The organism is Alterinioella nitratireducens (genome assembly GCF_013155465.1).
Taxonomy (GTDB): domain Bacteria; phylum Pseudomonadota; class Alphaproteobacteria; order Rhodobacterales; family Rhodobacteraceae; genus Alterinioella; species Alterinioella nitratireducens.
The window spans coordinates 132,478-154,117 of the sequence record NZ_JABJVX010000001.1 but is presented as its reverse complement, the minus strand read 5'-3'; the positions used below and the strand labels follow the sequence as shown (position 1 = coordinate 154,117).

General features: G+C 66.6%; 22 protein-coding genes. 9 read left to right on the top strand and 13 right to left on the bottom strand.

What is annotated here, in order from left to right; genetic code table 11:
- Positions 1-5: 5 nt before the first annotated feature.
- The 6 genes from HNS34_RS00690 to HNS34_RS00665 all read right to left on the bottom strand — a co-directional run bounded on the left by HNS34_RS00690 (position 6) and on the right by HNS34_RS00665 (position 5,600).
- Complete coding sequence (locus HNS34_RS00690) at positions 6-971, bottom strand: cupin domain-containing protein (protein WP_172316993.1); 966 nt, start codon at positions 969-971, stop codon at positions 6-8.
- A 163-nt stretch (positions 972-1,134) separates the two neighbouring features.
- Positions 1,135-2,124 (bottom strand): nuclear transport factor 2 family protein, encoded by a 990-nt coding sequence (locus HNS34_RS00685; RefSeq protein WP_172316992.1) that lies wholly within the window; start codon positions 2,122-2,124, stop codon positions 1,135-1,137.
- Between the two features lie 5 nt (positions 2,125-2,129).
- On the bottom strand, positions 2,130-3,155 hold the full coding sequence (locus tag HNS34_RS00680; RefSeq protein WP_214647385.1) for a LacI family DNA-binding transcriptional regulator: 1,026 nt from the start codon (positions 3,153-3,155) through the stop codon (positions 2,130-2,132).
- Positions 3,155-3,922: an SDR family NAD(P)-dependent oxidoreductase gene (locus HNS34_RS00675; RefSeq protein ID WP_172316990.1), complete on the bottom strand. Its 768-nt coding sequence runs from the start codon at positions 3,920-3,922 to the stop codon at positions 3,155-3,157. Before HNS34_RS00675 ends, HNS34_RS00680 begins: the two co-directional genes overlap by 1 nt.
- On the bottom strand, positions 3,919-4,557 hold the full coding sequence (locus HNS34_RS00670; RefSeq protein WP_172316988.1) for a glutathione S-transferase family protein: 639 nt from the start codon (positions 4,555-4,557) through the stop codon (positions 3,919-3,921). The genes HNS34_RS00675 and HNS34_RS00670 overlap by 4 nt, the downstream gene beginning before the upstream one ends.
- Positions 4,554-5,600: an ester cyclase gene (locus HNS34_RS00665; RefSeq protein WP_172316986.1), complete on the bottom strand. Its 1,047-nt coding sequence runs from the start codon at positions 5,598-5,600 to the stop codon at positions 4,554-4,556. The genes HNS34_RS00670 and HNS34_RS00665 overlap by 4 nt, the downstream gene beginning before the upstream one ends.
- A gap of 231 nt (positions 5,601-5,831) precedes the next feature.
- Between HNS34_RS00665 and HNS34_RS00660 the strand changes: the two genes are divergently transcribed.
- The 7 genes from HNS34_RS00660 (at position 5,832) to HNS34_RS00630 (ending at position 12,541) form a co-directional block, all read left to right on the top strand.
- A complete protein-coding gene (locus HNS34_RS00660; protein WP_172316984.1) occupies positions 5,832-6,827 on the top strand; it encodes a nuclear transport factor 2 family protein in 996 nt (331 codons plus the stop codon).
- A gap of 45 nt (positions 6,828-6,872) precedes the next feature.
- Positions 6,873-7,889 carry a GlxA family transcriptional regulator gene (locus HNS34_RS00655; RefSeq protein ID WP_172316982.1) on the top strand — a complete coding sequence of 339 codons (1,017 nt, stop codon included), beginning with the start codon at positions 6,873-6,875 and terminating at the stop codon, positions 7,887-7,889.
- 96 nt (positions 7,890-7,985) lie between these two features.
- Positions 7,986-9,125 (top strand): aromatic ring-hydroxylating oxygenase subunit alpha, encoded by a 1,140-nt coding sequence (locus HNS34_RS00650; protein ID WP_172316980.1) that lies wholly within the window; start codon positions 7,986-7,988, stop codon positions 9,123-9,125.
- The gene (locus tag HNS34_RS00645; RefSeq protein WP_172316979.1) at positions 9,122-9,913 is read left to right on the top strand and encodes an SDR family NAD(P)-dependent oxidoreductase; all 792 of its coding nucleotides are present in this window, start codon (positions 9,122-9,124) and stop codon (positions 9,911-9,913) included. The genes HNS34_RS00650 and HNS34_RS00645 overlap by 4 nt, the downstream gene beginning before the upstream one ends.
- 43 nt (positions 9,914-9,956) lie before the next feature.
- Positions 9,957-10,889, top strand: a complete 933-nt coding sequence (locus tag HNS34_RS00640; protein WP_172316977.1) for a 3,5-dioxohexanoate:acetyl-CoA acetone transferase — start codon at positions 9,957-9,959, stop codon at positions 10,887-10,889.
- Positions 10,886-11,620 (top strand): SDR family NAD(P)-dependent oxidoreductase, encoded by a 735-nt coding sequence (locus HNS34_RS00635; protein WP_172316975.1) that lies wholly within the window; start codon positions 10,886-10,888, stop codon positions 11,618-11,620. The genes HNS34_RS00640 and HNS34_RS00635 overlap by 4 nt, the downstream gene beginning before the upstream one ends.
- Positions 11,621-12,541 (top strand): 3-hydroxyacyl-CoA dehydrogenase NAD-binding domain-containing protein, encoded by a 921-nt coding sequence (locus HNS34_RS00630; protein ID WP_172316973.1) that lies wholly within the window; start codon positions 11,621-11,623, stop codon positions 12,539-12,541. It abuts the gene before it with no gap.
- Here the strand turns inward: HNS34_RS00630 and HNS34_RS00625 are convergent.
- A complete protein-coding gene (locus tag HNS34_RS00625) occupies positions 12,538-12,930 on the bottom strand; it encodes a rhodanese-like domain-containing protein (protein ID WP_172316971.1) in 393 nt (130 codons plus the stop codon). The genes HNS34_RS00630 and HNS34_RS00625 overlap by 4 nt on opposite strands.
- 99 nt (positions 12,931-13,029) lie before the next feature.
- Here HNS34_RS00625 and HNS34_RS00620 point away from each other — a divergent pair, with 99 nt between their 5' ends.
- Positions 13,030-13,779, top strand: coding sequence for a sulfotransferase-like domain-containing protein (locus HNS34_RS00620; protein ID WP_172316969.1), 750 nt, complete (start codon positions 13,030-13,032; stop codon positions 13,777-13,779).
- An 8-nt stretch (positions 13,780-13,787) separates the two neighbouring features.
- On the opposite strand, the gene gndA is transcribed toward HNS34_RS00620, so the two are convergent.
- Entirely contained in the window at positions 13,788-15,194 is a 1,407-nt protein-coding gene (gene gndA / locus HNS34_RS00615) for an NADP-dependent phosphogluconate dehydrogenase (protein WP_172316967.1), read from the bottom strand.
- Between the two features lie 127 nt (positions 15,195-15,321).
- Between gndA and HNS34_RS00610 the strand changes: the two genes are divergently transcribed.
- The gene (locus HNS34_RS00610) at positions 15,322-16,212 is read left to right on the top strand and encodes a LysR family transcriptional regulator (protein ID WP_172316965.1); all 891 of its coding nucleotides are present in this window, start codon (positions 15,322-15,324) and stop codon (positions 16,210-16,212) included.
- On the opposite strand, the gene HNS34_RS00605 is transcribed toward HNS34_RS00610, so the two are convergent.
- The 5 genes from HNS34_RS00605 to HNS34_RS00585 form a co-directional block, all read right to left on the bottom strand.
- Complete coding sequence (locus tag HNS34_RS00605) at positions 16,185-17,438, bottom strand: NAD(P)/FAD-dependent oxidoreductase (protein WP_172316963.1); 1,254 nt, start codon at positions 17,436-17,438, stop codon at positions 16,185-16,187. The genes HNS34_RS00610 and HNS34_RS00605 overlap by 28 nt on opposite strands.
- Positions 17,439-17,574: 136 nt before the next feature.
- Complete coding sequence (locus HNS34_RS00600; protein ID WP_172316961.1) at positions 17,575-18,456, bottom strand: VOC family protein; 882 nt, start codon at positions 18,454-18,456, stop codon at positions 17,575-17,577.
- On the bottom strand, positions 18,453-19,178 hold the full coding sequence (locus HNS34_RS00595) for a serine O-acetyltransferase (protein ID WP_172316959.1): 726 nt from the start codon (positions 19,176-19,178) through the stop codon (positions 18,453-18,455). Before HNS34_RS00595 ends, HNS34_RS00600 begins: the two co-directional genes overlap by 4 nt.
- 11 nt (positions 19,179-19,189) lie before the next feature.
- Positions 19,190-20,695, bottom strand: a complete 1,506-nt coding sequence (locus tag HNS34_RS00590) for an aldehyde dehydrogenase family protein (protein WP_172316957.1) — start codon at positions 20,693-20,695, stop codon at positions 19,190-19,192.
- Entirely contained in the window at positions 20,692-21,549 is an 858-nt protein-coding gene (locus HNS34_RS00585; RefSeq protein ID WP_172316955.1) for an NAD(P)-dependent oxidoreductase, read from the bottom strand. Before HNS34_RS00585 ends, HNS34_RS00590 begins: the two co-directional genes overlap by 4 nt.
- Positions 21,550-21,640: the final 91 nt, after the last annotated feature.

Here is a 21,640-nt window from a genome sequence, read left to right as displayed (position 1 = left end):
ACCGCTCACCCCTTCCAGGTCGGTCCCGCCGCATCGTCCGTGGCGATGACGTGGAAAAGCGCGGCCTCGCCGGTCATCGAGGGCACGACGGAATGTGCCAGGCCCTCGGGCACCGACATCGTGTCGCCGGGGGCGAGCGTGGCGCTGCCGCCGTCCCAGTCCACGCGCCAATGGCCTTTCACCGGCATCAGGACCGAGGGCTTGTCATGCTCATGCTTCTCCTGCGTCGCGCTGGCGCGGGTCAGAAAATCGACCTCGAAGCCCGGCTTGTCGCGAATGAGGCCCTCCGCGCCGATCACCTTGACGGGCTTTTCCTCCGCCAGCGCCACCATGTCGAGATAGCGGCGCACATAGCCGCCGATCACGTCCATGGCGCTCGGGCAATCGACCTTGGCCAGTTCCTCCTTCGACAGGAGCGGCATCGGCTTCACGCCCTCGGGCAGGCGCTCGCCCTTCTTGCTGTCGTAGAGCTTGCCATTCTCGCCAAGGATCAGGCCATGGGCCTTGGCATCCTCGATCACATGCGGTGCCCAGATAACACCGCCGCCGGCATCGTCGCCGCCGAGAATGGCCATGATCATCCCGTAATCGGTGCCGATATTCTCGAAGCCGCGGAAGATGTTGGTGGGGATGTTGAAGATGTCGCCCTCTTCCAGGATGACCTCGCCCGCGTCGCCCTTCTCGCCCCAGAAGAAGCGCCAGCGGCCCTTGAGGACAAAGAACACCTCCGCCGTGCGGTGGTTGTGCATCGAGTTGCGGCATTTCGGCGGCTGGCCCGCCGCGCCGATGTTGAAGCCGTGCGGGATGGTGATGTGGACATGCTGGTCGGGGCTCTCGGAGACGCCGCCGCCGATGATGGTGAAGTTCTCCTTCTGGTCGCTGCCCGGTGTGTGGGCGTCGATGAAGGCGGTCTTGCAGGGGTGAAGCTCGCCGTAGCGAACGATGCGGGATTCCATTTCGGAAGGGGTCATGGGATTGGTCCTTTATTGGGTCGGGAGGGGTGCGATCCTTCGAAGGATCGCCTGACTTTCTTGCAAGAAAGTCAGCCCCCCGGCGGATGCGGATTGAGCCGCTCGGCCCGCCGCGCCTGAAGCGCCACGTGCAGGCGTCTGACAGGTTCGCGTTGCTGATGGATCACTGCGCGGCCCCTTGCAGCAGCATCTGTTTCCAGACCGAGGTTTCGTCGAACAGCGTGAATTCCCGGCGCAAGCTCACCTGGCCGCCGATCACCTCGCCGAACTCGGCATGGCTGATGCCCAGGATATAGACCTCGGCGCCGGTCGGCACGCCAAACGCGCCCCAGCCGGTGTGCTTGCCATGCAGCGACCAGCGGATCGCGGCGCGCGGGCACATGTTGGGGTCGTCCCGGCCGATCTGGTGTTCGATCCTGAACGCCGCCCCCGGAAAGGCCGCGCGCAGGCCCATCCAGAACTGATCGACCGCGCCCCACCCATGGCCAGTGACGCCGCCCGGGTATTCCGTCTGCACGGCGCGGTCATAGTCGCGTTCGATCGTGGCCATGTCCGCGCCCATGATCCGGGTCAGGATACCGGCATAGCGCGCGCCCCATTCATTGTCGTTGCCCCGGCCCTTGTAGGGGCCCGCGACATCATTGGCGGGCGTCAGCGGTTGGACGCATTTCTCCGGCCCCCCTTCGCGCGCGATGAGGTCGGCGGCATAGGCCCTCGGCTCCCACCCCATCTGGCGCACGATGGCGCCCTGGTCGCGGATCAGCCATTCATCGTTGATCTGGTTGTTGATCGCATGGCAATCGGCCAGGATGCGGTATTGCAGCTTCCTGCCCGTCGCCGTGCCATACATGCCGTCGCGCGCGTGCGTCGCGGTCGAGATGATGCGGTGCGAGGACAGCATCCCCTCCTCGGGCGTGCCCGACCAGATCACATCCTCGCCCAACAATTCCCGGTCCGGGAACTCGGCCAGCGTCGCCATGGTGGCCCCGATGACATTCTGGTTGCCGATCACCACCGAGGCCGGGCTGCGCACCACGATCTCATCGCCGTAATACTGGTGCAGCGTGGCGATGCCGCGATCCTCCCAGATCTCCTTGGTGATGCCGATGATGTAGTCGGGGAAATCGCTGAACTTGGGGTCGAAACCTTGCATTTCTTCTATCCTTTGTCGATCGGGCTGCGGGCCGAGCCGCGCAGGATGAGGGGGCCGTCGATCGCCACCCGGCGCGGGCGGGCGGTCTGGGGCGTGTCGATATGGTCCATCAGCGCCGCGACGGTTTCACCCACCATCAGGTTGGCGCGCTGGCGCACGGTGGTCAGGTTGTAGGCGGGCCAGGCGGCGGGCGGCACGTCGTCATAGCCGACCACCGAGACCTCACCCGGCACCGCGATGCCAAGCTCGAACCGCAGCACATCCATCACCGCGAAGGCCATGTGGTCATTGGCGACGAAAACCGCATCGGGGCGTCGATCCGCGGGCTTGTCGAACATGGCGCGGGCGGCCTCACGGGCGCGGGCGGTGTCGAAATCCCCGACCTCGCGGGAAAACACCTGCTGTCCGGAGTCGTGCAACGCGGCGGTGAACCCCGCCTCGCGGTCGCGTTGGGTCGAGGCGCCCTCCCACCCGGCGATATAGCCGATGCGCCGATGCCCGCCCGCCATCAGGAACTCGGCCACCTTGCGCCCGCCGGCAACATTGTCCGAGGAAATCGACGTGATCCCCTCGATATCCTGGCTGCGGTTGAACAGCACCACGGGCACGCCCGCCGACTGGCAGCGCTCGGCCACGTCCGAGGACAGCGAGACCGAGGCGATGACGATGCCGTCGACCTGGTAATCCAGGATCTCGGACATCACATCGTCCAGATTGCCCGCGTTCTGCGAGGCCATGAAGATCAGCACGTGATAGCCGCGCGCCTGCAACGCGTTGGACAGCTTCTCCAGCGCCTCGGGGTAGAAGTAGTTTTCCAGGTAGGCCACCACCAACCCGATGATCCGGCTTTTGCCCGACACCATGGCGCGGGCCAGGACATTGGGCCGGTAGCCCAGTTCCTCGGCCGCCTTGCGCACCTTCTCGGCGGTCTTCTGGGACACCGAGGCACCGGGCGTGAAGACCCGGCTGACCGCGCTCTGGCTGACGCCTGCGCGGGCGGCCACCTGCAGGGATGTGACCTTGCCCGCCATCACTCGGCCGTCCATCCGCCGTCGATCAGGAGCGCCGTGCCCGTGACCATGGCCGAGGCATCGCTGGCCAGGTAGGCCACCGCGCCCATGATATCCTCGACCTCGCCGACGCGACCCAGTTTGATCTTGTCGGTGATCCACTTGGCGCGCTCGGGGTTGTCCAGCGTGACCTGCGCCAGCGGCGTTCGGATGAAGGTGGGGCAGATCGTGTTGACGCGGATGCCCATCGGCCCCCATTCCACCGCCATCGCCTTGATCATCCCCTCCAGCCCGTGTTTCGCCGCGCAATAGACCGCGCGGTCAATGCCGCCGACATGGCCCATCTGGCTGGAGATATGGATGATCGAGCCGCGCAGCCCCGCCGCCTGCATCCCCTTCGCGGCACCGGCGGACAGGAAATAGGCCGCGCGCAGGTCCAGATCCATCACCGCGTCGTAATCCTCGGGCGTGGTCTCCAGCGCGGGCCCGTGCCGCGCCATTCCGGCAGAGTTCACCACCACGTCGAACGGGGCCTGGCCCGTCATCGCATCGCTGAGCGCGTCCAGATCGGCCATATCCAGCGCCAGCGCCTCGGCCGACCAGCCCTCTGCCGCCATCGCGTCAACCGTGGCTTGCAGCTTCTCGACCCCGCGCGCGGCGCAGACCACATGCGCCCCCGCCTCGGCCAGCGCCACGGCACAGCCCTGGCCGATGCCGGAGGATGCGCCGGTCACCAGCGCGCGCTTGCCGTCGAGGCGGAACGAGGGGGTGCGGGGAAGTCTGGTCAAAACGAAAGCCGTCCTTTCAATTCGGAATAGTCGATCATGACATGATCACAATAGACCCGTCGCTGTTGCAGCGCGTCGTAATACGCCCTCAGCCCATCCGGCGGCTGGCGTGGCAGATCGAGCGTGAAATAACGATACAGCACGTGCCCGACCCAGATATCCGCAAGCGAGAACCGGTTGCCCATCAGCCATGCGTCGGCGCCGCGCTGCGCCATGGCCAAAGCCGCAAGCGCCTCGAACCGGCGCAGCGCCGCGATGACCGCCGCCATGTCGCGATCCGCCTCGGGGGTGCGGTAGAAGCCCCAGAAAACCTGCAATGTGAAGGTGCGGCACATCGTGTGCTTGGCCCATTCCGCCCAACTGTCGCCACGCGGATCGTCGGTCGACAACCGCCCCTGACCATAGCGCCGATCCAGGTAACGCAGGATCGCCGCGCTTTCGAACAACGCGACCTCTCCATCCTGCAAGACCGGGATCAGGCCCATGGGATTCATCTTGCGATATTCTGGTGTTTCATTGCCCCCGAACCGCCCCCCGACATCGCGCCGCTCGACATCCAGGCCGAGTTCGGCAAGCCCCCACATGACGGCTTGCACGTTCGATGACGTTGCTCTGCCATGCAGGACAAGGCTCATGCCGCGCGCCCCGTTTCATCGTCAAAGCCCATGCGCGCCTTGTTGAATTCACGCATCCGGGCGAAGGGATCGACGCCGATCTGGTCATACATGTGCAGAAGGTCCACCAGCACCCAGTTCTCGCGGATCAAACCGCCTTCGATGCGCCAGAAATCGAGGCTGCGCATCGAGACCTTCTGCCCCGAGGGTGCAATCCCCAACCAGCCCGGCGCGGTGATGGTCTGCATCATGTTGGGCCAGCCTGTGACGGCGGCATAGTTGCGGTCGCCGAAGAAATGATAGGTGATCTCGTCCAGGTATTGCCCCCGGTCGGGCATTCCGGCCAGAAAGGGGATCTGGTGCCAGTCGCGGAAGCCCTTGATGCCCCGGCCCGATCCGATCCCCGCAGGCCCGTACCAGTTCATTTTCGGATGCCAGAATTTCGGCATCTCCATGACCTCCGGCCCGCCCTGGCTCGGGTGGCGCTTGAGATGCTCCAGCATGTCGATGATCAACGCGCAGGAGGCCGCGCCCTCGGCCTCGTCATAAGGCCCCGGCACGATCCCGTCGGGCGTTGCCGGTCCCGGCACCAGGACCTCACGCCCGAGCGAAGGGGCGAGCGGCCAGGCACCTGCCTGCATCATCACCTCGGGGATGTCCCAGATGGCCTGGACCTCGACAACCTTGCCGTCTTCGAGGCGGTAAAACTCCGCAAAGCGCATGGTGACGATATGGCCCGTGGGCGGAATATCCATCCAGGGGCGCTTGAACGTGCCGGTATAGAACCCGCCACAGCCGACCCAATCGGCGCCGTGTTCATCCGGCCCCGCCATGACGATGTAATCGCGCCGCTCGAGATCGGGCCAGGCGCGGGCCAGGGGCGCAAAGGCCGCGTCAAAGAAGCCATCCGCCCCCTGAATGTCGCCGAACGGGTGGCAATGACGGAAAAGCGCATCGGGCGCGACCGCCTGCAAGGCCCGGCGCGCGCTGGCCTCGTCGAAGTCGTAAAGTGCCGCGCGCAGCGGCTCCAGCAGCGCCTTGTGATGCGTGTGGCGGTCGGTCATTCCCCGGCCTCCCACACGGCCCTTGCCTTGAACAGACGGCCTGCCAACGGCCCTTGCCCTCGCCACCACATGACCTCCGACTCCTCGGTTTTGAATACGTTTGCGAGGATGGTAAGCGGGGCGTCGAGGGAATGGCAAGCAGAAATTGCATACGTTTGCAAATCACGGCGATCCGGTGCTTAATCCGGCCATGCCCGCACCGTCCGGGCGATTCGCTCCACGTGAGGCACCATGCAAGACATCCAAGCCGCAAAGGACCTGGTTCTGGCCTGCCAGGAGGCGCTGGAGGCCGCCCCGGCGGACGCCGCCGCCGACACCCTCGCCCGTTTTACCGCGCCCGATTACCTGTGGCGCGGCATGCACCCGTTCGACCGGATCACCGGGGCCGAGGCCGTGGGAAGCCGGTTCTGGGACGGGTTGCGCGGGTCGCTCACCCATATCCAGCGCCGCATGGACGTGTTCTTTGCCGGGGCCAACAGCCTCGATGGCGGCGCGTCGGTCTGGGTCGTGTCCATGGGCCATCTGATGGGCCTCTTCGATGCGCCCTGGCTCGGCATCCGGCCCTCGGGGCGGCTGACCATGCTGCGCTATTGCGATTTCCACCGGGTCGAGGGGGGCAAGATCAAGGAGACCGCCGCGTTTTTCGACATCCCCCACCTGATGATGCAGGCGGGGCAGAACCCGTTCCCGCCGCAAACCGCCGCGCATCTGGTCCAGCCGGGGCCGCGCCCCCATGACGGGCTGCTGACCGGACCGCAGGATCCGGGCGCGGGCGACAAGACGCTGGCCGTGATCAACGCGATGATCAATGACCTCGGCACCTGGAAATCCGGGCTGCCGCTTGAGGAGGAACTGGCGCAGACCTGGCATGACGACATGCTCTGGTGGGGGCCTGCGGGCATCGGCGCAAGCTACACCATCGCGCGCTACGCCCGCCAGCATTCCGGGCCATTCCGGGCGGGCTTCACCGAACGCTCCAGGACCCGCCACCTCGCCCGACTGGCCGAAGGGCATTACGGCGGCTTCTTCGGCTGGCCCAATTTCACCGCGATCCCCACGGGCGGCTTCATGGGCCTGCCTGCCAGCACCACGGCGGGCGAGTTTCGCGTCATCGACATCTACCGGCGGCGCGGCGACAAGCTGGCGGAAAACTGGGTCTTCATCGACCTGCTGCATTACCTCAAGACACAAGGGCTGGACGTGCTGGCGCGGAACGGGACCGTCTAGGCAACGGCCGGTTTCTGTGCTTTCCTGATCCCGAATGGACGGGAAATGAACCACACGCGACCGGACAAGACCCTGCACCTGCTGATCCTCGTGACCCCCTATTTCAACCTAGGGGCCACGGCGGGCTTCATCGACCCGTTCCGCGCCGCGAATTATCTTGAGGGGCGCGGCCTTTACGACTGGACGCTTGTTTCGGCGTCCGGTGGCGCCTGCACCGCCAGCAATGGGATGCAGGTCGAGACGGTGGCGCTGAACGACCTGCCGGAGCACCGCTTCGATATCGTTATCGTCTCCTCCAGCTGGACGCCCGAACAGCACCGCTCCTCGCGCCTGCACGCGCAGCTCTGGCAATGGGCGCATTCCGGCAGCACGCTTGGCGCGCTGGATACCGGGGCCTTCATCCTGGCGCGTGCCGGCCTGCTCAAGGACCGCCGCGCCACGGTGCATTACGAACATATCGACGCGTTTGGCGAAACCTTCCCCGAGGTCGAGGTCAGCGAGGATCTGTTCGTCTTCGACGGCAACCGGATCACCTGCGCGGGCGGCAGCGCCTCGGTGGATTTCGCCCTCAACATCCTGCGCGGCACGCATGGCGATGCGACCGCCAATGCCGCCGCGCGCTACCTGTTTCACCAATCCCTGCGCCCGCCCGGCAGCACCCAGAACGCGGGCGCGTCCGAGCCCGCGGGCAGCGTCACCCCCACCGCGCTGCGCCGTGCCATCGCCGCGATGGAGGCCAATCTTGAAACCCCGATCCCCATCGCCGAGATCGCCCGCGCGGCCCGCGTCTCGCACAGGCAGCTCAACCGCCTGTTCGAGGGGCATGTCGGCAAGACCCCGTCGATCTACTACCGCGATATAAGGCTGGACCGGGCGCGCGGGCTGGTCACGCAGACCGACATGGCGCTGGCACAGGTGGCGCTGGCCTCGGGCTTTGCCAGCCCGGTGCATTTTTCCCGCGCCTACAAGGAGCGTTTCGGCCTGCCGCCGCGCCAGGACCGGGTCGAGGGCCGCGTGCCGTTCGAGTTCCGCGCCTGGCCGATGCATCGCAAGGGCGGTTGAGATGTCCAACCGGGTTGCGTTCCTGTCGAACCGAGGGTTGGTCCGACGACCGATCTGCGACGATCCTCACGCCAGAGATGAGTTTGAGGCCACGCCATGACCGACCTGCCCTCCCCCCGCCAATTCGCGCAAATCCGCCACGGCTATGACCCCGACCCGCGCCGGTCGCTGTCATTGAAGGCCGATGCCTATACCGATAATGCCTGGTTCGAGGCCGACCGGCAGGCCATTCTTGCAAAGCACTGGCAATGGGTCTGTCACGTCGAGAAACTGCGCACTCCCGGCGATTACGTCACCGCCGGTATCGCGGGCCAGCCCATCGTGATCACCCGTGCCGGGGACGGCCTGCTGCGCGCCTTCTACAATGTCTGCAAGCACCGCGCGCATATGCTGCTGACGGGCGCGGGCAATACCAGCCGCATCATGTGCCCCTATCACGCCTGGGTCTATCGCCTCTCGGGCGAGTTGGTCCGCGCCCCGGAAACGGACGCGCTGGAGGATTTCGACACCAATGACATCTGCCTCGATCAGGTCAAGGTCACCGAATTCGCGGGTTTCGTCTTCGTCAATCTCGACCCCGACGCGGCCCCCTTGCAGGAGGTCGCGGGCAATCTGGAGACCGAGATCCGCCATTGGGCGCCTGACATAGAGAACCTGACCTTCGCCCGCCGCCTGACCTATGACATCAAGTCGAACTGGAAGAACGTCGTCGACAACTTCCTCGAATGTTACCACTGCCCGACCGCGCATAAGGATTTCTGCGACCTCGTCGACATGGACACCTACAAGGTCACCACATACGGCATCTATTCCAGCCACATGGCCGAGGCCGGGACCGGCGCGAATTCCGCCTATGACGTGTCGAATGCCACCGTGCGCACCCATGCGGTCTGGTGGCTCTGGCCGACGACCTGCCTGATGCGCTATCCGGGCCGCTCCTCGATGATCGTGCTGAACGTGGTGCCCGTCGGGCCGGACAGGACGTTGGAAACCTACGACTTCTACCTGGAAACGCCCGATCCCGACCCGATGGAGGTCGACGCGATGCGCTATATCGACGAGGTGCTGCAGCCCGAGGATATCGGCCTTGTCGAAAGCGTGCAGCGCGGCATGTCCACGCCCGCGTTCCAGCAGGGCCGCATCGTGCATGACCCCGAGGGATCGGGCAAATCCGAACACGCGGTGCACCATTTCCACGGTCTTGTTCTTGACGCCTACGGCACGGCGGCGCCATGAGGCTCAAGGGCAAGACGGCCTTCGTCACGGGCGGGCGCGGCGGTATCGGACGCGCGATCTGTGCCCGCTTCGAGGCGGAAGGCGCGCAGGTCTTCGCGGGCGATCTGAGCGACACGGGCTCATTGGACCGCGCCGCCGCCCATGGCCAATACGTCGCGCTGGACGTGGCCGATGAGGCAGCGGTAAAGGCCGCGATGGCGCATATTGAGGCGCAGGTGGGCAAGCTCGACATCCTCGTCAACGCCGCGGGGATCGAGATCGAGAAGACCATCGAGGACACCAGCCTGGACGAATGGAACCGCAGCTTCGCGGTCAATGTCACCGGCACCTTCCTGACCTCGAAACACGCCCTGCCCCTGCTGCGCAAGGCAGCAAGGGACGGCGCCACTGCCAGCCTGATCAATTTCGGCTCCTATGACGGCTTCATCGCCGATCCGGGCCTTGCCGCCTATTGCGCCACCAAGGGCGCGGTCCATGCCCTGACCCGTGCGATGGCCTGCGATCACGGCCCCGAAGGCATCCGCGTCAACGCGATCTGCCCCGGCTATATCGACACGCCGATGTTGCAGAGCTTTTTCGAGGGCGACGGATCAGGCGCGGCCGGCAAGACCATCGACCAGTTGCAACAGGCCGTGCGTGACGTGCATCCGATGCGGAGCTACGGCACGCCCGAGGATATCGCCAACCTCGTGACCTGGCTGGCCTCGGACGAGGCGCGCTATGCGTCCGGCCAGCTCTGGGTGCTTGATGGCGGGCTTTCCGCGCAGGTCCAGCAGATGCGATTGTGAACGGTGGGCAAACTGCCCACGCCTTGCGAAATTGGAGGGATCCATGCCCAAATCCGTCATCATCACCTGCGCGCCCACGGGCGGCATCCACACGCCCACCATGTCGCCGCACCTGCCGATCACACCGGCCCAGATCGCCACTGCCAGCATCGAGGCGGCGGAAGCGGGCGCGTCGATCATCCACCTGCACGCCCGCGACCCCGAAACCGGCAAGCCCGACCCGCGCACCGAGACGTTCCAGAAATTCCTGCCGGTCATCAAGCAATCCACCGACGCGGTGATCAACGTGAGCACGGGCGCGGGGCTTGGCATGAGCATGGAGGAGCGCCTGCGCGCGGCCACCGATGCCTCGCCGGAAATGGCCTCGCTCAACATGGGGTCGATGAATTTCGGCCTCTTCCCGCTATTGGAGAAATACAAGGATTGGCAACATGACTGGGAGCCCGAATTCCTCGGCATGACGCGCGATTTCATCTTCCCCAACACCTTCGCCACCATCGAATATGCGCTGAAGACCCTGGGCGAAGCGCATGGCACGAAGTTCGAGTTCGAATGCTACGATCTCAGCCATCTCTACAACGTGAAATTCTTTGTCGATCAGGGTCTTATCAGGCCGCCCTTCTTCATCCAGATGGTCTTCGGCATCCTCGGCGGGGTCGGCGCGGACCTGGAGAACCTGATGCACATGCATAAGATCGCCGATCGCCTCTTCGGGCCGGAAAACTACGAATGGTCGGTGCTGGCGGCGGGGCGGCACCAGATGCCCTTTGCCACGCAAAGCGCAATGTTGGGCGGCAATCTGCGGGTCGGGCTGGAGGACAGCCTCTATATCGGCAAGGGCGAACTGGCGGTCTCGAACGCGCAGCAGGTGACGCGGATCCGGTCGATCATCGAGAACCTCGGGCTGCGCGTGGCAACCCCCGCCGAGGCCCGCGAAAGGCTGGCGCTGAAAGGTGCCGACCGGGTGGCGTTTTGACCCGGCTCGCGGGCAAGCGGGCGTTCGTGACCGGCGGACGGCAGGGCATCGGGCGCGGCATCGTCGAAGCCTTCCTGGCGGAAGGCGCCGAGGTCATCACCTGCGGGCGCGGACCGGCCCCCGACGGGCTGCCCTGTGCTTGGCAGAGCCTTGATGTGGCGGATCCGGATCAAGTGAACGACGTAGCACAAACCATTGGCAAGATTGATATTCTGGTCAATAATGCAGGCGTTCAGGTGGAAAGGACCGTCACCGACAGCACGGATGCCGATTGGGACGCGGTCATGGGCGTAAACGCGCGCGGGGTGTTCAACACCTGCCGCGCCTTCATCCCGCTGATGGGGTCTGGCGCGATCGTCAATATCGGCTCGATCTCGGGGCGTCACGCCGATCCGTCGATGGCGCTTTATAACGCGTCAAAGGCCTTCGTGCATGGGCTGACACGCTCCATCGCCGTCGATCATGGGCCGGACATCCGCTGCAACGCGATCTGTCCCGGCTGGATCGAGACGGGGATGCTGGAGGCGGGGTTTGCGCTGGCCCGCGAGCCGGAAAAGGCGCGGGCCGATGCGTTGGCCCGCCATCCCGTGCGGCGGTTCGGGCGACCGGAAGATATTGCCGCGATGGCGGTGTGGCTGGCCTCGGACGAGGCGGCGTTCGCAACGGGCCAGATGTTCACCGTGGATGGCGGCATGACGGCGGCCTCCCCCATCCAGCCGGGATTGCTCTAGATGACTGATTTCAAACATGTTTGCAGCCTCGGCGCGGGTGTGATCGGGGCCAGTTGGACGGCGCTTTTCCTGGCCTCGGGCCGGACGGTCGCAGTCTACGATCCGGCGCCGGGGGCGGAAAAGGCGTTGCGGGAGTATGTCGCGCGGGCGTGGCCGACATTGGTTGAGTTGGGGTTGGCGGAACATGGGAATCCGGATGCGATCCGCTTTCACCGTGATGCGAAAACTGCTGTACAAGATGCTGATTTCATTCAGGAAAGCGTGCCGGAACGGGTGGAGCTGAAGCATGCGCTCTTCGCAGAAATCCAAGCGGATCTGAAACCGGGGGCGATCCTGGCCTCCTCCGCCTCCGGTCTGACACTTTCCGAAATGCAGGTGGGCTGGCGTGACCCTGCCCGCTTCGTTCTGGGGCACCCGTTCAACCCGCCGCACCTGATCCCGCTGGTCGAGGTGATGGGCAATGACCGCACCGATCCGGCGGCGATCTCGGGCGCGGAGGACTTCTACCAAACCATTGGAAAGATTACCATTCGTGTCAATCGAGAGGTGCCGGGCCATGTTGCCAACCGGCTTCAGGCCGCGGTCTGGCGCGAGGCGATTCACCTGGTGCGCGAGGGGGTTGCCAGCGTCGAGGATGTGGACAAGGCGATGTGGGCGGGCCCCGGCCTCAGATGGGCCGCGATGGGGCCGACGACGCTGTTTCACCTCGGCGCGGGCGCGGGCGGGCTGGAGGAGTTTTGCACCCGCTACGCCGACAGCTTTAACCGTTGGTGGGATGATCTGGGCACGCCGCACCTGGATGCGGAGACGGCGCGCATGTTGGTCAACGGCATGAAAGGACAGGATAATCCAGCGGAGATGTCGGCGCGGCGTGATGCCTTGATCACGGCGATGCAGAAGGCGACGAGGGGCTTGCGTTAACCCTCGGGCCGCTCGACGGGGCCGCCCTGCGCCTCCCAATCCTGGAACCCGTCGCGCAGATGGGCGCAGGCAAAGCCCATGTCATTGAGCGTCGCGGTGGCCAGCGCCGAGCGCCAGCCCGCCGCGCAATGCAGGATATAGGTCTTGTCCTGGCCGAACACCTCGCGGAAATAGGGGCTTTCGGGGTCGATCCAGAATTCCAGCATGCCGCGCGGGGCATGAACCGATCCGGGGATAAGCCCTTGTTTCCGCTCTCGAATATCGCGGATATCGACGATAACCAGGTCGGGATCATCCGCCCGCGCGATCAGGTCGGCGGTGTCGATCTCCTCGATCCGGGCGCGGGCCTCAGCCACCATCCGGGCGGCGGTCGTCTTCAATTCTGTCATGTCATGCCTCCGCTTCGACCGACAGCTTGCCCGCCATTTCGGGCGCGATCAACCGGGTTCGGATTGACCCTGAAAAGGCAGAGACATAGGATTGATTTCATGAAGATATTTGCCCTTTGGTGCCATCCCCGCTCGGTCTCGACCGCGTTCGAGAGGGTGATGCGGGAGCGCGGCGACCTCGACGTGCTGCATGAACCGTTCATGTATGATTACTACCTCAACCGCGCGCCGCGCCGCTTTCCCGATTTCCGCCCTGACCCCGACCATCCGGCGGATTATGTCGGCACACGCCAGATGATCCTGCGGCGGGCCGAGGGCGGGCCGGTCTTCTTCAAGGACATGGCCTATTACGTGCTGGACACGCTGCCGGATGACGCAGAGTTCCGCGATGCGATCACCCATGCGTTTCTGGTGCGCCATCCCGCCGAAAGCATCCTGTCCTATGCCAGGAAAGACCCCGGTTTTGCCAGCGTGGAACTGGGGATCGAGGCGGAATGGGTTCTATATCAAACCCTTAGAGAGGCCGGACATACGCCGCTGGTGATCCTGTCCGACGATCTGCGCCGCGATCCTGAGGCCGTCATGCGGGCCTATGGGGCGCATGTCGGGTTGCGGAACCGGCCCGAAGCGCTGTCCTGGGACAGGCAGGTGCCGTCAGACTGGGAGGCGGTGCAGCAGTGGCATGGCGAGGTTCTGGCCTCAGGGCAAATCCGCCCGCCCGAGCGGGAGGGCGACCCGGTGGCGGAGGCCGCGGCACTTGGCGCGCCTTACACGGACTACCTGGATCATCACTTGACGTTTTACGAAATTCTGCGTGACGTGGCGGAGGCGCAGAGGCGCGATTTCTGACAGGGTTGTCAGCTTTCCGCGTCCGCCCATGGCCCGTGCTGGCCGGTGCTGCCATCGTCCAGCCGCGCGAAGCCGTGCAAGCCGAAGAAATCGCGCTGGCCCTGGATCATGTTGGCGGTGCCGCGTGCGGTGCGCATGGCGTCGAAATAGGCCAGCGCCGAGGCGAGCGCGGGCACCGCGATGCCATGCGTGGCGGCGGTGGCCACGAGGGTGCGCAGCGCGGCGTGGCCGGCCCGCAGGTGGTCCGCAAAAACCGGGGCCATCATCAGGGTGCGGCCCGCGTCTTCCGTCAGCGCGTCGGCCATGTCGTCGAGCATCGCCGAGCGGATGATGCAGCCTGCGCGCCAGACCCGCGCGACCTCTGGCAGAGGCATGGTCCATCCGAAGCTCCGCGCGGCGGCGGCCAGCATTCCGAACCCCTGGGAATAGCACAGCACCTTGCCCGCGATGAGGGCCTTTTCCATCACGCTGTCCTGCAATATGCCCGCGTCGATGGGCTTTGGCGCGGGGCCGAAGAGGGCCTCTGCCGCCTGCCTTTCCTCGCGCCGGGCCGAGATGTTGCGGGCGGTGATGGCGGCCTCGATCGCGGGGATCGGCGCACCCAGATGCTGCGCCTCGATCGCGGTCCAGCGCCCGGTGCCCTTCTGCCCCGCCGCATCAACGATCACATCGAGAAGCGGGCCGTTCGTGGCCGCGTCATGGGCGGCGGCGACCTGGCCGGAGATTTCGACAAGGTAGCTTTGCAGCGCACCACTGTTCCAGCGGGTGAAGACATCGCCGATCTGGTTCGCGCTGCGGCCAAGCCCGTCGCGCATCAGCCCGTAGATCTCGGCGATCATCTGCATGTCGGCATATTCGATGCCGTTATGGACGGCCTTGACGAAATGGCCCGCGCCTTCCGGCCCGAGCCAGGCGGCGCACGGCATGCCATGATAGTCGGCGGCGATGGCCGTCAGGATCGGCGCGACGCGGTCCCAATGCGCGCGGTCGCCGCCGCCCATGATCGAGGGGCCGTGGCGCGCGCCCGCCTCGCCGCCCGAGACACCGATGCCGAGAAACGCGCCGGGATCGGCCATGCGGCGGTTCGTGTCGCGGAAATTGGCGTTGCCCGCGTCGATGATCAGGTCGTCAGTGCCGAGAAGCGGGCGCAGGGCCGCGATCTGCTGATCGACCGGGTCGCCCGCGGGCACCATCAGGATGATCGCGCGGGGGGGCTTGAGGGCGGCGACCAGATCCGCCAGCTCTTGCGCCGGAGTGATCCTCGCGGCAAGCGCCCCGGCCCCTTCCATGAAGGCTTCGGTTTTCGCGCCGGTGCGGTTCCAGACCGCGATGTTGAAACCCTTTTCCGCGATGTTGAGCGCCAGCGCCGCCCCCATCGTGCCCAGGCCCACCAGTCCGATATCGCAATTGCCCATGCCGTCCCCCTTGGTTGACCCCAGATATAGCGCGGTCGGGCGGGCCTGGCGATATGCCGGATGGACGGGGGCGGATATGTCAGCCAGATTGGAGTGACAGGGTTGGATTTCAGGGATTTTGAAGCCGATGACGATCAAGATCGAGATGCTGCGCGCCTTCGCCATTGTCGCCGAAAGCGGCACCTTGGCGGAGGCGGCGACCCGGCTGGGGCGCACCCCCTCGGCGATTTCGATGACGCTGAAGGGGTTGGAGGAGCATCTGGGCCAGCGCCTATTTGCAACCGATCGCAAGAACCGGCTGACGCCCCTGGGCGAATATGTGCTGGATCAGGCGCGGCGCGAATTGCAGCAGTTCGACGCCACGATCCGCGCCATCGAGGGGTTTGCCACCGCGCCGCAGGGGTTGATCCAGGTGGCGGCGGTGCCGTCGGTGGCGGGGATGATCTTTCCGCAGGTCGTGGGGGCGTTCCTGGCCCGCCATCCCGGCGTCTCGGTGGAAATCCGCGACATGGATTCGGTTAGTATCCTGGAGGCGCTGACGCGGGGACGGATCGACATCGGCGTTGCCGCGCCTGCGGGGCCGGTGCGGGGGGTGCGGTCGGTGCCGCTCTTCTCGGACGCGTTCGGGTTGATCATGGCGCGGGATCATCCGCTGGCCACACGCAGCGCCCCCTTGCGGCTGGCCGATCTGGGCGCTCAGCAGGTCTTGCGCAACGAGCTGTCGGACCGGATCGAGGCTGTGCGTGAGGCGACGGGCACCGCGCGGATGTCGGCGCTGAACACGCTGACGCTGACCGCGATGGTTCGGGGCGGGCAGTGGGTCACCGTGCTGCCGAGCACGGTCATTGAGATCGACCCCGAGAGGTTGGCCTTTCGTGCCTTCGAGGATCTTGGCGAACACCGGCAGGTCGACCTCCTGATGCGCGAGGATCGGGTGGAGCGCGAGGAGGTCTCGGACTTCGCCGCGATGGTGCGGGCGGTCGACTGGGATCAGCGGGCAAGGCGGCCAGGGGCGTAGGGTGACATATCCAGGTTCGGCCCCTGCCCCGTCATCGTCTGGGCAATCAGCCGCCCGGTCTTGGGCCCGCCGGTCAACCCGATATGGTGATGGCCGAAGCCGACGAAGACGCCGGTTTGCCCGACCTCGCCGATCATCGGCAGGCTGTCGGTGAGCGCCGGTCGGTGGCCTTGCCATTCCTCCTCGCGGGCGGCGACGAGGCCGGGGAAGGTCGCGGCGACCTGGCGGCGCAGAAGCGCGAAGGGCGCGCGCGAGGGGCCCGCATCGAGCCCGCCGAACTCCACCACGCCGGCACATCGCAAACCGGCGGCCATCGGCGTGGCGACGAACTTGCCCGAGGCGACCATGACCGGGGCGGACGGGCCGCCTTCCGCGCCTTCAAAGACGATGTGATAGCCGCGCTCGGATTCCAGCGGCACCTTCAGGCCCAGTTTGCGCATCAGCGGTTTCGACCAGACGCCGGTGGCCAGCACGACACCCGAACAGGGCATCGCGCCGGAGGAGGTGATCACCTCGCAGACCTTGCCATCCGACAGGGTAAAGTCATGAACCTCGGCCTGCCGGACGTCACCGCCAAGCCTGACGAATTCCTCGGCCAGCGCCGCGACATAGCCGCCGGGATCGCGGATATAGGCGTGATCGGCATAGGTGGCGAGGCAGGTGATCTGCGCGCCCAGGGCCGGTTCGACCTCCTGCACCGCAGTGCCTTCGATAATGTCGGGCACAAAGCCTGCCTCGCGGCGCAGGGCGTTGGTATAGGCGTCGGCCTCATAGCCTGCGCGGGTCTTGTAGGCGAAATGGTAGGGGCTGTCCGTGATCCAATGCGCAGCGCCGGTGCCCGCCGTCAGGGCCTTGTGCTGCTCGACCGTGTCGGCGGTGATGGGCGTCAGGCCCTGCGCGATACGGCGCGTGTCGGGGTCGTTGGCATGGGCGAGGTATTTCACCAGCCAGGGGGCAAGGCGCGGCAGGTAGGACCAGCGCAGGAAGAGCGGTTCATTGCGGCTGAGCAGGTAGTGCGGGGCCTTGGGCAGCAGGCCGGGCGTGGTGACCGGGACCATGGCACAAGCCGCGAGCAATCCGGCATTGCCGTAGGAGGTGCCCATCCCCGGCGCGCCCCGGTCGATCAGCGTGACCTTGCGGCCCGCGCGTGCCAGCCAGATCGCGGCGGAAACGCCGACGATGCCCGCACCGATGACGATGATTGGATGATCGCTGTCCTGCGCCATGTTTGGTCCTTGTTGTGCGTGCGCTGGATCGACCATGTCCGGGATTATGGGTGGAGGTAAAGCCCCGGAGTTGTCCGGGCGGAGCGCTCGGCCGACCGCGCGCATCTGCGGGCCACAGGCGGGCCGCAACCCGGCGTCACGCTGTCTGGAAACGCACGATGACACTGGCGGTCCGGGCGGGATCGCCGAGGATAACAGCGCCGCCTTCGTGGCGCGCCGCCATCCCGCTGGCCGCGACGTGATCTGCCAGCACCGTCATGTCCCGCACCTTGATGTCCATGCCGATGATGGCGGGCTGAGGGTCTGCCCGCACGGCGTCGGGCAGAGGCCCGAGGAGGTCTTCGCAAGCCGCCTCCGTCAGCACCCGCATCACGCCATTGGCGGTCTGCGTCTCGAAGCCGCCTTGCACGTCACGCACGGGGCCGTAGAGACGTTCAAGCCGGGGGCGCAGCGTGCCCTGGTCGCGGGCCTCGGCCCGGATCGTCACGCCCGCGATGCCGCAGGCGGTGTTGGGATGCTCCAGCCAGCGCGGCACGTAGATCAACTCGGGCCGGTGCTGCTGGCAGAGGAAGAATGAGAGGCGCGGGAACTGGGTGTCGGGCAGGACCGCCAGCGTGGTTTTCGTGCGGTCCTGTCGCCCATCGGGCAGGGTCACGTCGCGGCCGAATTTCAGATGACCCGCGACGGTGAAGCCCGCCGCTTCTGCCCGATCCGCATCGGCGCGGCTGTCCTCGCTGTGAAGCGCGGTCAGCGCCACGCCCTCGCGGGCCTGCAAATGGCTGTGGACATGGCGGCCAAAGCGGAAATCGTCCGCCGGATGCGTGTCCAGCAGGGCCTCGTCATAGACCCCCATGATCTCGATCAGGCAGCCCCGGAACATGGCGAGGCTGGTCGAGGTGCCCCAGGGATGCCGCCCGATCGGCGTCATGGTGAAACCGAGCGAGATCAGCCGGTTCCGCAGCCCCGCGACATCCCGCGTGGCGATCAGCGGATGGTCGATGCCGAAGCTGGCGCTCATGATCGCTCCGGCGCGAAGCGGACCCTTGCGGGGCCACGGATCTCGCCGCGCGGGCCAGCGACGGTCATGGCGTCGGGCACGTCTTGCAGCACGACCGCCCCCGCGCCCACATTGGCCCCGGCCCCCACACGGATATTGCCCAAGATCACCGCCCCCGCCCCGATCACCGCGCCGTCGCCGACCTTCGGGTGCCGCTCAGGGCCGCTATCGGTCAGCGTGCTGCCAAGCGTCACGTTATGCCAGATCGAGACATCGCGCCCGATCACCGCCGTCTCGCCGATGACGCAGCCGAGCCCGTGATCCAGCCACAGCCCCGGCCCGATCCGGGCAGCAGGGTGAATATCGGTGGAGAGCGCGCGGCCAAGCACGGATTTCAGGGCCATGGCGCCGGTCTGGTCGCCCTTGCCCCAGAGGTGATGCGCCACGCGATGCGCCATCACCGCCTGCACCCCCCGCGAGAAGAGCAGCGCACCCGCGCGCCCGCCGGGTTCGAAATTTCGCCGGGCGGTTTCGCTGATGTCATGGCTGGAGGTCTCGACCAGCGCGGGCGCCTCGGCATAGGCGGCGTGGACGGTCGCCCGCACCCCGTCATTCCCGGCGATCCCGCCAAGGAGCGCCCCGGCCAGCCTGGGGAAGTCGGCGCAATCCGCCGCCGTGATGCCGATCATCGCCGCCGCGTCGGGGCTGGCTTGCAAGAGGTCTCGGGTCTCGTCATGGATCATCGCGCGCGCTTTCAGGATGTGTAGCCGAACGCTATGCGCGGGACTGGGGCCGCGTCCAGCCAGACCGCCTTGGGCGCGGTGTATTCCATCAGCGCGTCGAGGCCGGAGGACCGGCCATAGCCCGATTGGCCGGAGCCGCCGAAGGGCACCGAGACATGGATCGCCTTGTAGCTGTTGACCCAGAAGGTGCCGGCCCGGACCGAGGCCGCCATCCGGTGCGCGCGGCCCACATCTTGCGTCCAGACCGCCCCGGCAAGGCCGAAAACCGTGTCATTGGCCAGGCTTACGGCCTCTTCTTCATCTGCGAAGGGGATGGTGGTGACGACCGGGCCGAAGATCTCGGTCATGGCGGGCAGGCTGCGATTGCCGAGCCCTGCCAGCACCGTGGGCGCGACGAAGTAACCGCGATCCGGCACGCTGTCGCGGGTCATCAGGTCGGCGCCGTCATGCTGCGCGCCATCCAGCACGCGGTGGATATGGGCCAGTTGAGCGGCGTTGCCGACCGGGCCGATCTCGGTATCCTCGTCCAGCGGATCGCCAAGCCGGATCGCGTTCATGCCGGTGGCCAGCATCTCGGTCAGGTCGGACCGGATACCCTCTTGCACCAGCAGGCGCGACCCCGCCACGCAGCTTTGCCCCGCGCCCGAGAAGATGGCGGCCTGCGCGCCGAGGCAGGCGGCTTTCAGGTCGGCGTCCTCAAAGACGATATTGGCAGATTTCCCGCCCAGTTCCAGGACGCAGGGCATCAGCGCCTCGGCCGCCGCGACGGCGACGCGCCGCCCGGTGCCGGGGGAGCCGACGAAAACCACCTTCTGCGTCGCGGGATGGGCGATGGCGGCCTGCCCTGCCGTGGTCCCAAGCCCCGCCAGCACGTTCACCAGACCCGGCGGCAACCCCGCGCCCTCGGCCAGCTTCACCAGCGCCACGGTGGTCGCGGGCGTCAGTTCAGAGGGTTTGATCACCACGCCGTTGCCTGCCGCGATGGCGGGCGCGATCTGCCAACCGCCGGTGAAGGCGGGCGCGTTCCAGGGGGTGATCTGAAACACCACGCCAAGCGGTTCACGGATCGTATAGGTCAGGTGGCCCGAGGGGACGGGAATGACCTCGCCATGCAGCTTGTCGGCCCACCCGGCGTAATAGGCGAACATCTCGGCGACCTTGGCGATTTCCACCCGGCAATCGCGGATCGGCTTGCCCGCGATGAGCGCGTCGAGCCTTGCCAGCGACTCGGCATGGGCGGTGATGGCGCGGGCGGCCTCCTGCATGACCTGACCGCGCCCGGCGGCGGTGAAATCCCCCATCCAGACGCGTTGCGCACGCGCGGCGGCGTCACAGGCGCGGGCGGCGAGCGCCGCGCCGGCATCGGCGTAGCGGGTCAGTTCCTCTTCCGTGTAGGGGTCGATCAGGGGGATATCCTCGCCCTGCCCGTCCATGAGGACGCCGCCGATGAGGCTCTGGATGCGGGCGTTCAGGCCAAGTTCGGCCATGGTGTCGGTGAAGATCCGGGTCCGCGTCATTGGTCCTGCTCCGTCTGAAACTGCACGATCCGGTTGAAGTCGTCCCCGTCGGGCAGGGTCGCGGCGCTGTCGGCCCAGATCTGCGCGATGCGGGTGAAGGCGGGGATCGGCACGCCCGCACCCTCTGCCAGTGTTTGCGCCAGCCGCACATCCTTGCGCATCAGGCCCATGGTGAAGCCGCTGTCGAAGGCATCCGGCAGCACCCATTTCGGGAAATTCACCTCGCTGACGGCGGAGCGGCCCGAGCCTGCATTGACGCCCTCCAGCAGGGCGGCGGGGGCGACGCCCGCGGCCTGCCCCAGCCGCACCGCCTCGGAGACCAGCACAAGGTTGGCCGCGCAGAGCATGTTGTTGACGATCTTGGCGGCATGGCCCGAGCCGGGGTCGCCGATATGCACGGTCCTGGCGGTGAGCGCGTCCAGAAGCGGGCGGATGTTGGCGATGGCCTGCGCCTCGCCGCCCAGAACCATCGTCATGTTGCCCGCCCGCGCCGCAGACGGCCCGCCGCTGACAGGGCCGTCGATGAACTGGACGCCCCTGGCCGCGCACGCCGCATGGAGCGCCTGCGAGGTGGCGGGGTCGGAGGTGGAGGTATCCAGGATCGTGGCGCCTTGGGTCAGGGCATCAGCGATCTCGGCCATGACCGCGCGCACCATGGCGGCGGTGGGTAGCGAGAGCACGATCACGTCGCAGGCGGCGGCGAGGGCACGGGCGTGGGGGAAAGCGTCCACCCCCGCCAACGCGGCCAACCGGTCCGCATCGGGATCATGCGCCGCCACCTGCCAGCCGCTGTCAGCGAGATGCCGCGCCATGCCGCCGCCCATGTTGCCGCATCCGATGATGCCGAGTTTCATTCTCCTGCCCTCCGCCGGTTTCCCCGCCAGAGTGGCAGGGATCGGCGCGGCAGGAAAGGCAAGGATCGGAGTTTATCGTTGCGCGCCACGC

What these genes read in the sequence shown, in the direction of transcription:
- HNS34_RS00610 (WP_172316965.1), top strand. Translation starts at nt 15,322, where the DNA reads ATGACGATCAAGATCGAGATGCTGCGCGCCTTCGCCATTGTCGCCGAA.
- HNS34_RS00660 (WP_172316984.1), top strand. Translation starts at nt 5,832, where the DNA reads ATGCAAGACATCCAAGCCGCAAAGGACCTGGTTCTGGCCTGCCAGGAG.
- HNS34_RS00605 (WP_172316963.1), bottom strand. Translation starts at nt 17,438, where the DNA reads ATGGCGCAGGACAGCGATCATCCAATCATCGTCATCGGTGCGGGCATC.
- HNS34_RS00665 (WP_172316986.1), bottom strand. Translation starts at nt 5,600, where the DNA reads ATGACCGACCGCCACACGCATCACAAGGCGCTGCTGGAGCCGCTGCGC.
- HNS34_RS00630 (WP_172316973.1), top strand. Translation starts at nt 11,621, where the DNA reads ATGACTGATTTCAAACATGTTTGCAGCCTCGGCGCGGGTGTGATCGGG.
- HNS34_RS00650 (WP_172316980.1), top strand. Translation starts at nt 7,986, where the DNA reads ATGACCGACCTGCCCTCCCCCCGCCAATTCGCGCAAATCCGCCACGGC.
- HNS34_RS00640 (WP_172316977.1), top strand. Translation starts at nt 9,957, where the DNA reads ATGCCCAAATCCGTCATCATCACCTGCGCGCCCACGGGCGGCATCCAC.
- HNS34_RS00690 (WP_172316993.1), bottom strand. Translation starts at nt 971, where the DNA reads ATGACCCCTTCCGAAATGGAATCCCGCATCGTTCGCTACGGCGAGCTT.
- HNS34_RS00625 (WP_172316971.1), bottom strand. Translation starts at nt 12,930, where the DNA reads ATGACAGAATTGAAGACGACCGCCGCCCGGATGGTGGCTGAGGCCCGC.
- HNS34_RS00670 (WP_172316988.1), bottom strand. Translation starts at nt 4,557, where the DNA reads ATGAGCCTTGTCCTGCATGGCAGAGCAACGTCATCGAACGTGCAAGCC.
- HNS34_RS00645 (WP_172316979.1), top strand. Translation starts at nt 9,122, where the DNA reads ATGAGGCTCAAGGGCAAGACGGCCTTCGTCACGGGCGGGCGCGGCGGT.
- HNS34_RS00585 (WP_172316955.1), bottom strand. Translation starts at nt 21,549, where the DNA reads ATGAAACTCGGCATCATCGGATGCGGCAACATGGGCGGCGGCATGGCG.
- gndA (WP_172316967.1), bottom strand. Translation starts at nt 15,194, where the DNA reads ATGGGCAATTGCGATATCGGACTGGTGGGCCTGGGCACGATGGGGGCG.
- HNS34_RS00590 (WP_172316957.1), bottom strand. Translation starts at nt 20,695, where the DNA reads ATGACGCGGACCCGGATCTTCACCGACACCATGGCCGAACTTGGCCTG.
- HNS34_RS00680 (WP_214647385.1), bottom strand. Translation starts at nt 3,155, where the DNA reads ATGGCGGGCAAGGTCACATCCCTGCAGGTGGCCGCCCGCGCAGGCGTC.
- HNS34_RS00620 (WP_172316969.1), top strand. Translation starts at nt 13,030, where the DNA reads ATGAAGATATTTGCCCTTTGGTGCCATCCCCGCTCGGTCTCGACCGCG.
- HNS34_RS00595 (WP_172316959.1), bottom strand. Translation starts at nt 19,178, where the DNA reads ATGATCCATGACGAGACCCGAGACCTCTTGCAAGCCAGCCCCGACGCG.
- HNS34_RS00685 (WP_172316992.1), bottom strand. Translation starts at nt 2,124, where the DNA reads ATGCAAGGTTTCGACCCCAAGTTCAGCGATTTCCCCGACTACATCATC.
- HNS34_RS00600 (WP_172316961.1), bottom strand. Translation starts at nt 18,456, where the DNA reads ATGAGCGCCAGCTTCGGCATCGACCATCCGCTGATCGCCACGCGGGAT.
- HNS34_RS00655 (WP_172316982.1), top strand. Translation starts at nt 6,873, where the DNA reads ATGAACCACACGCGACCGGACAAGACCCTGCACCTGCTGATCCTCGTG.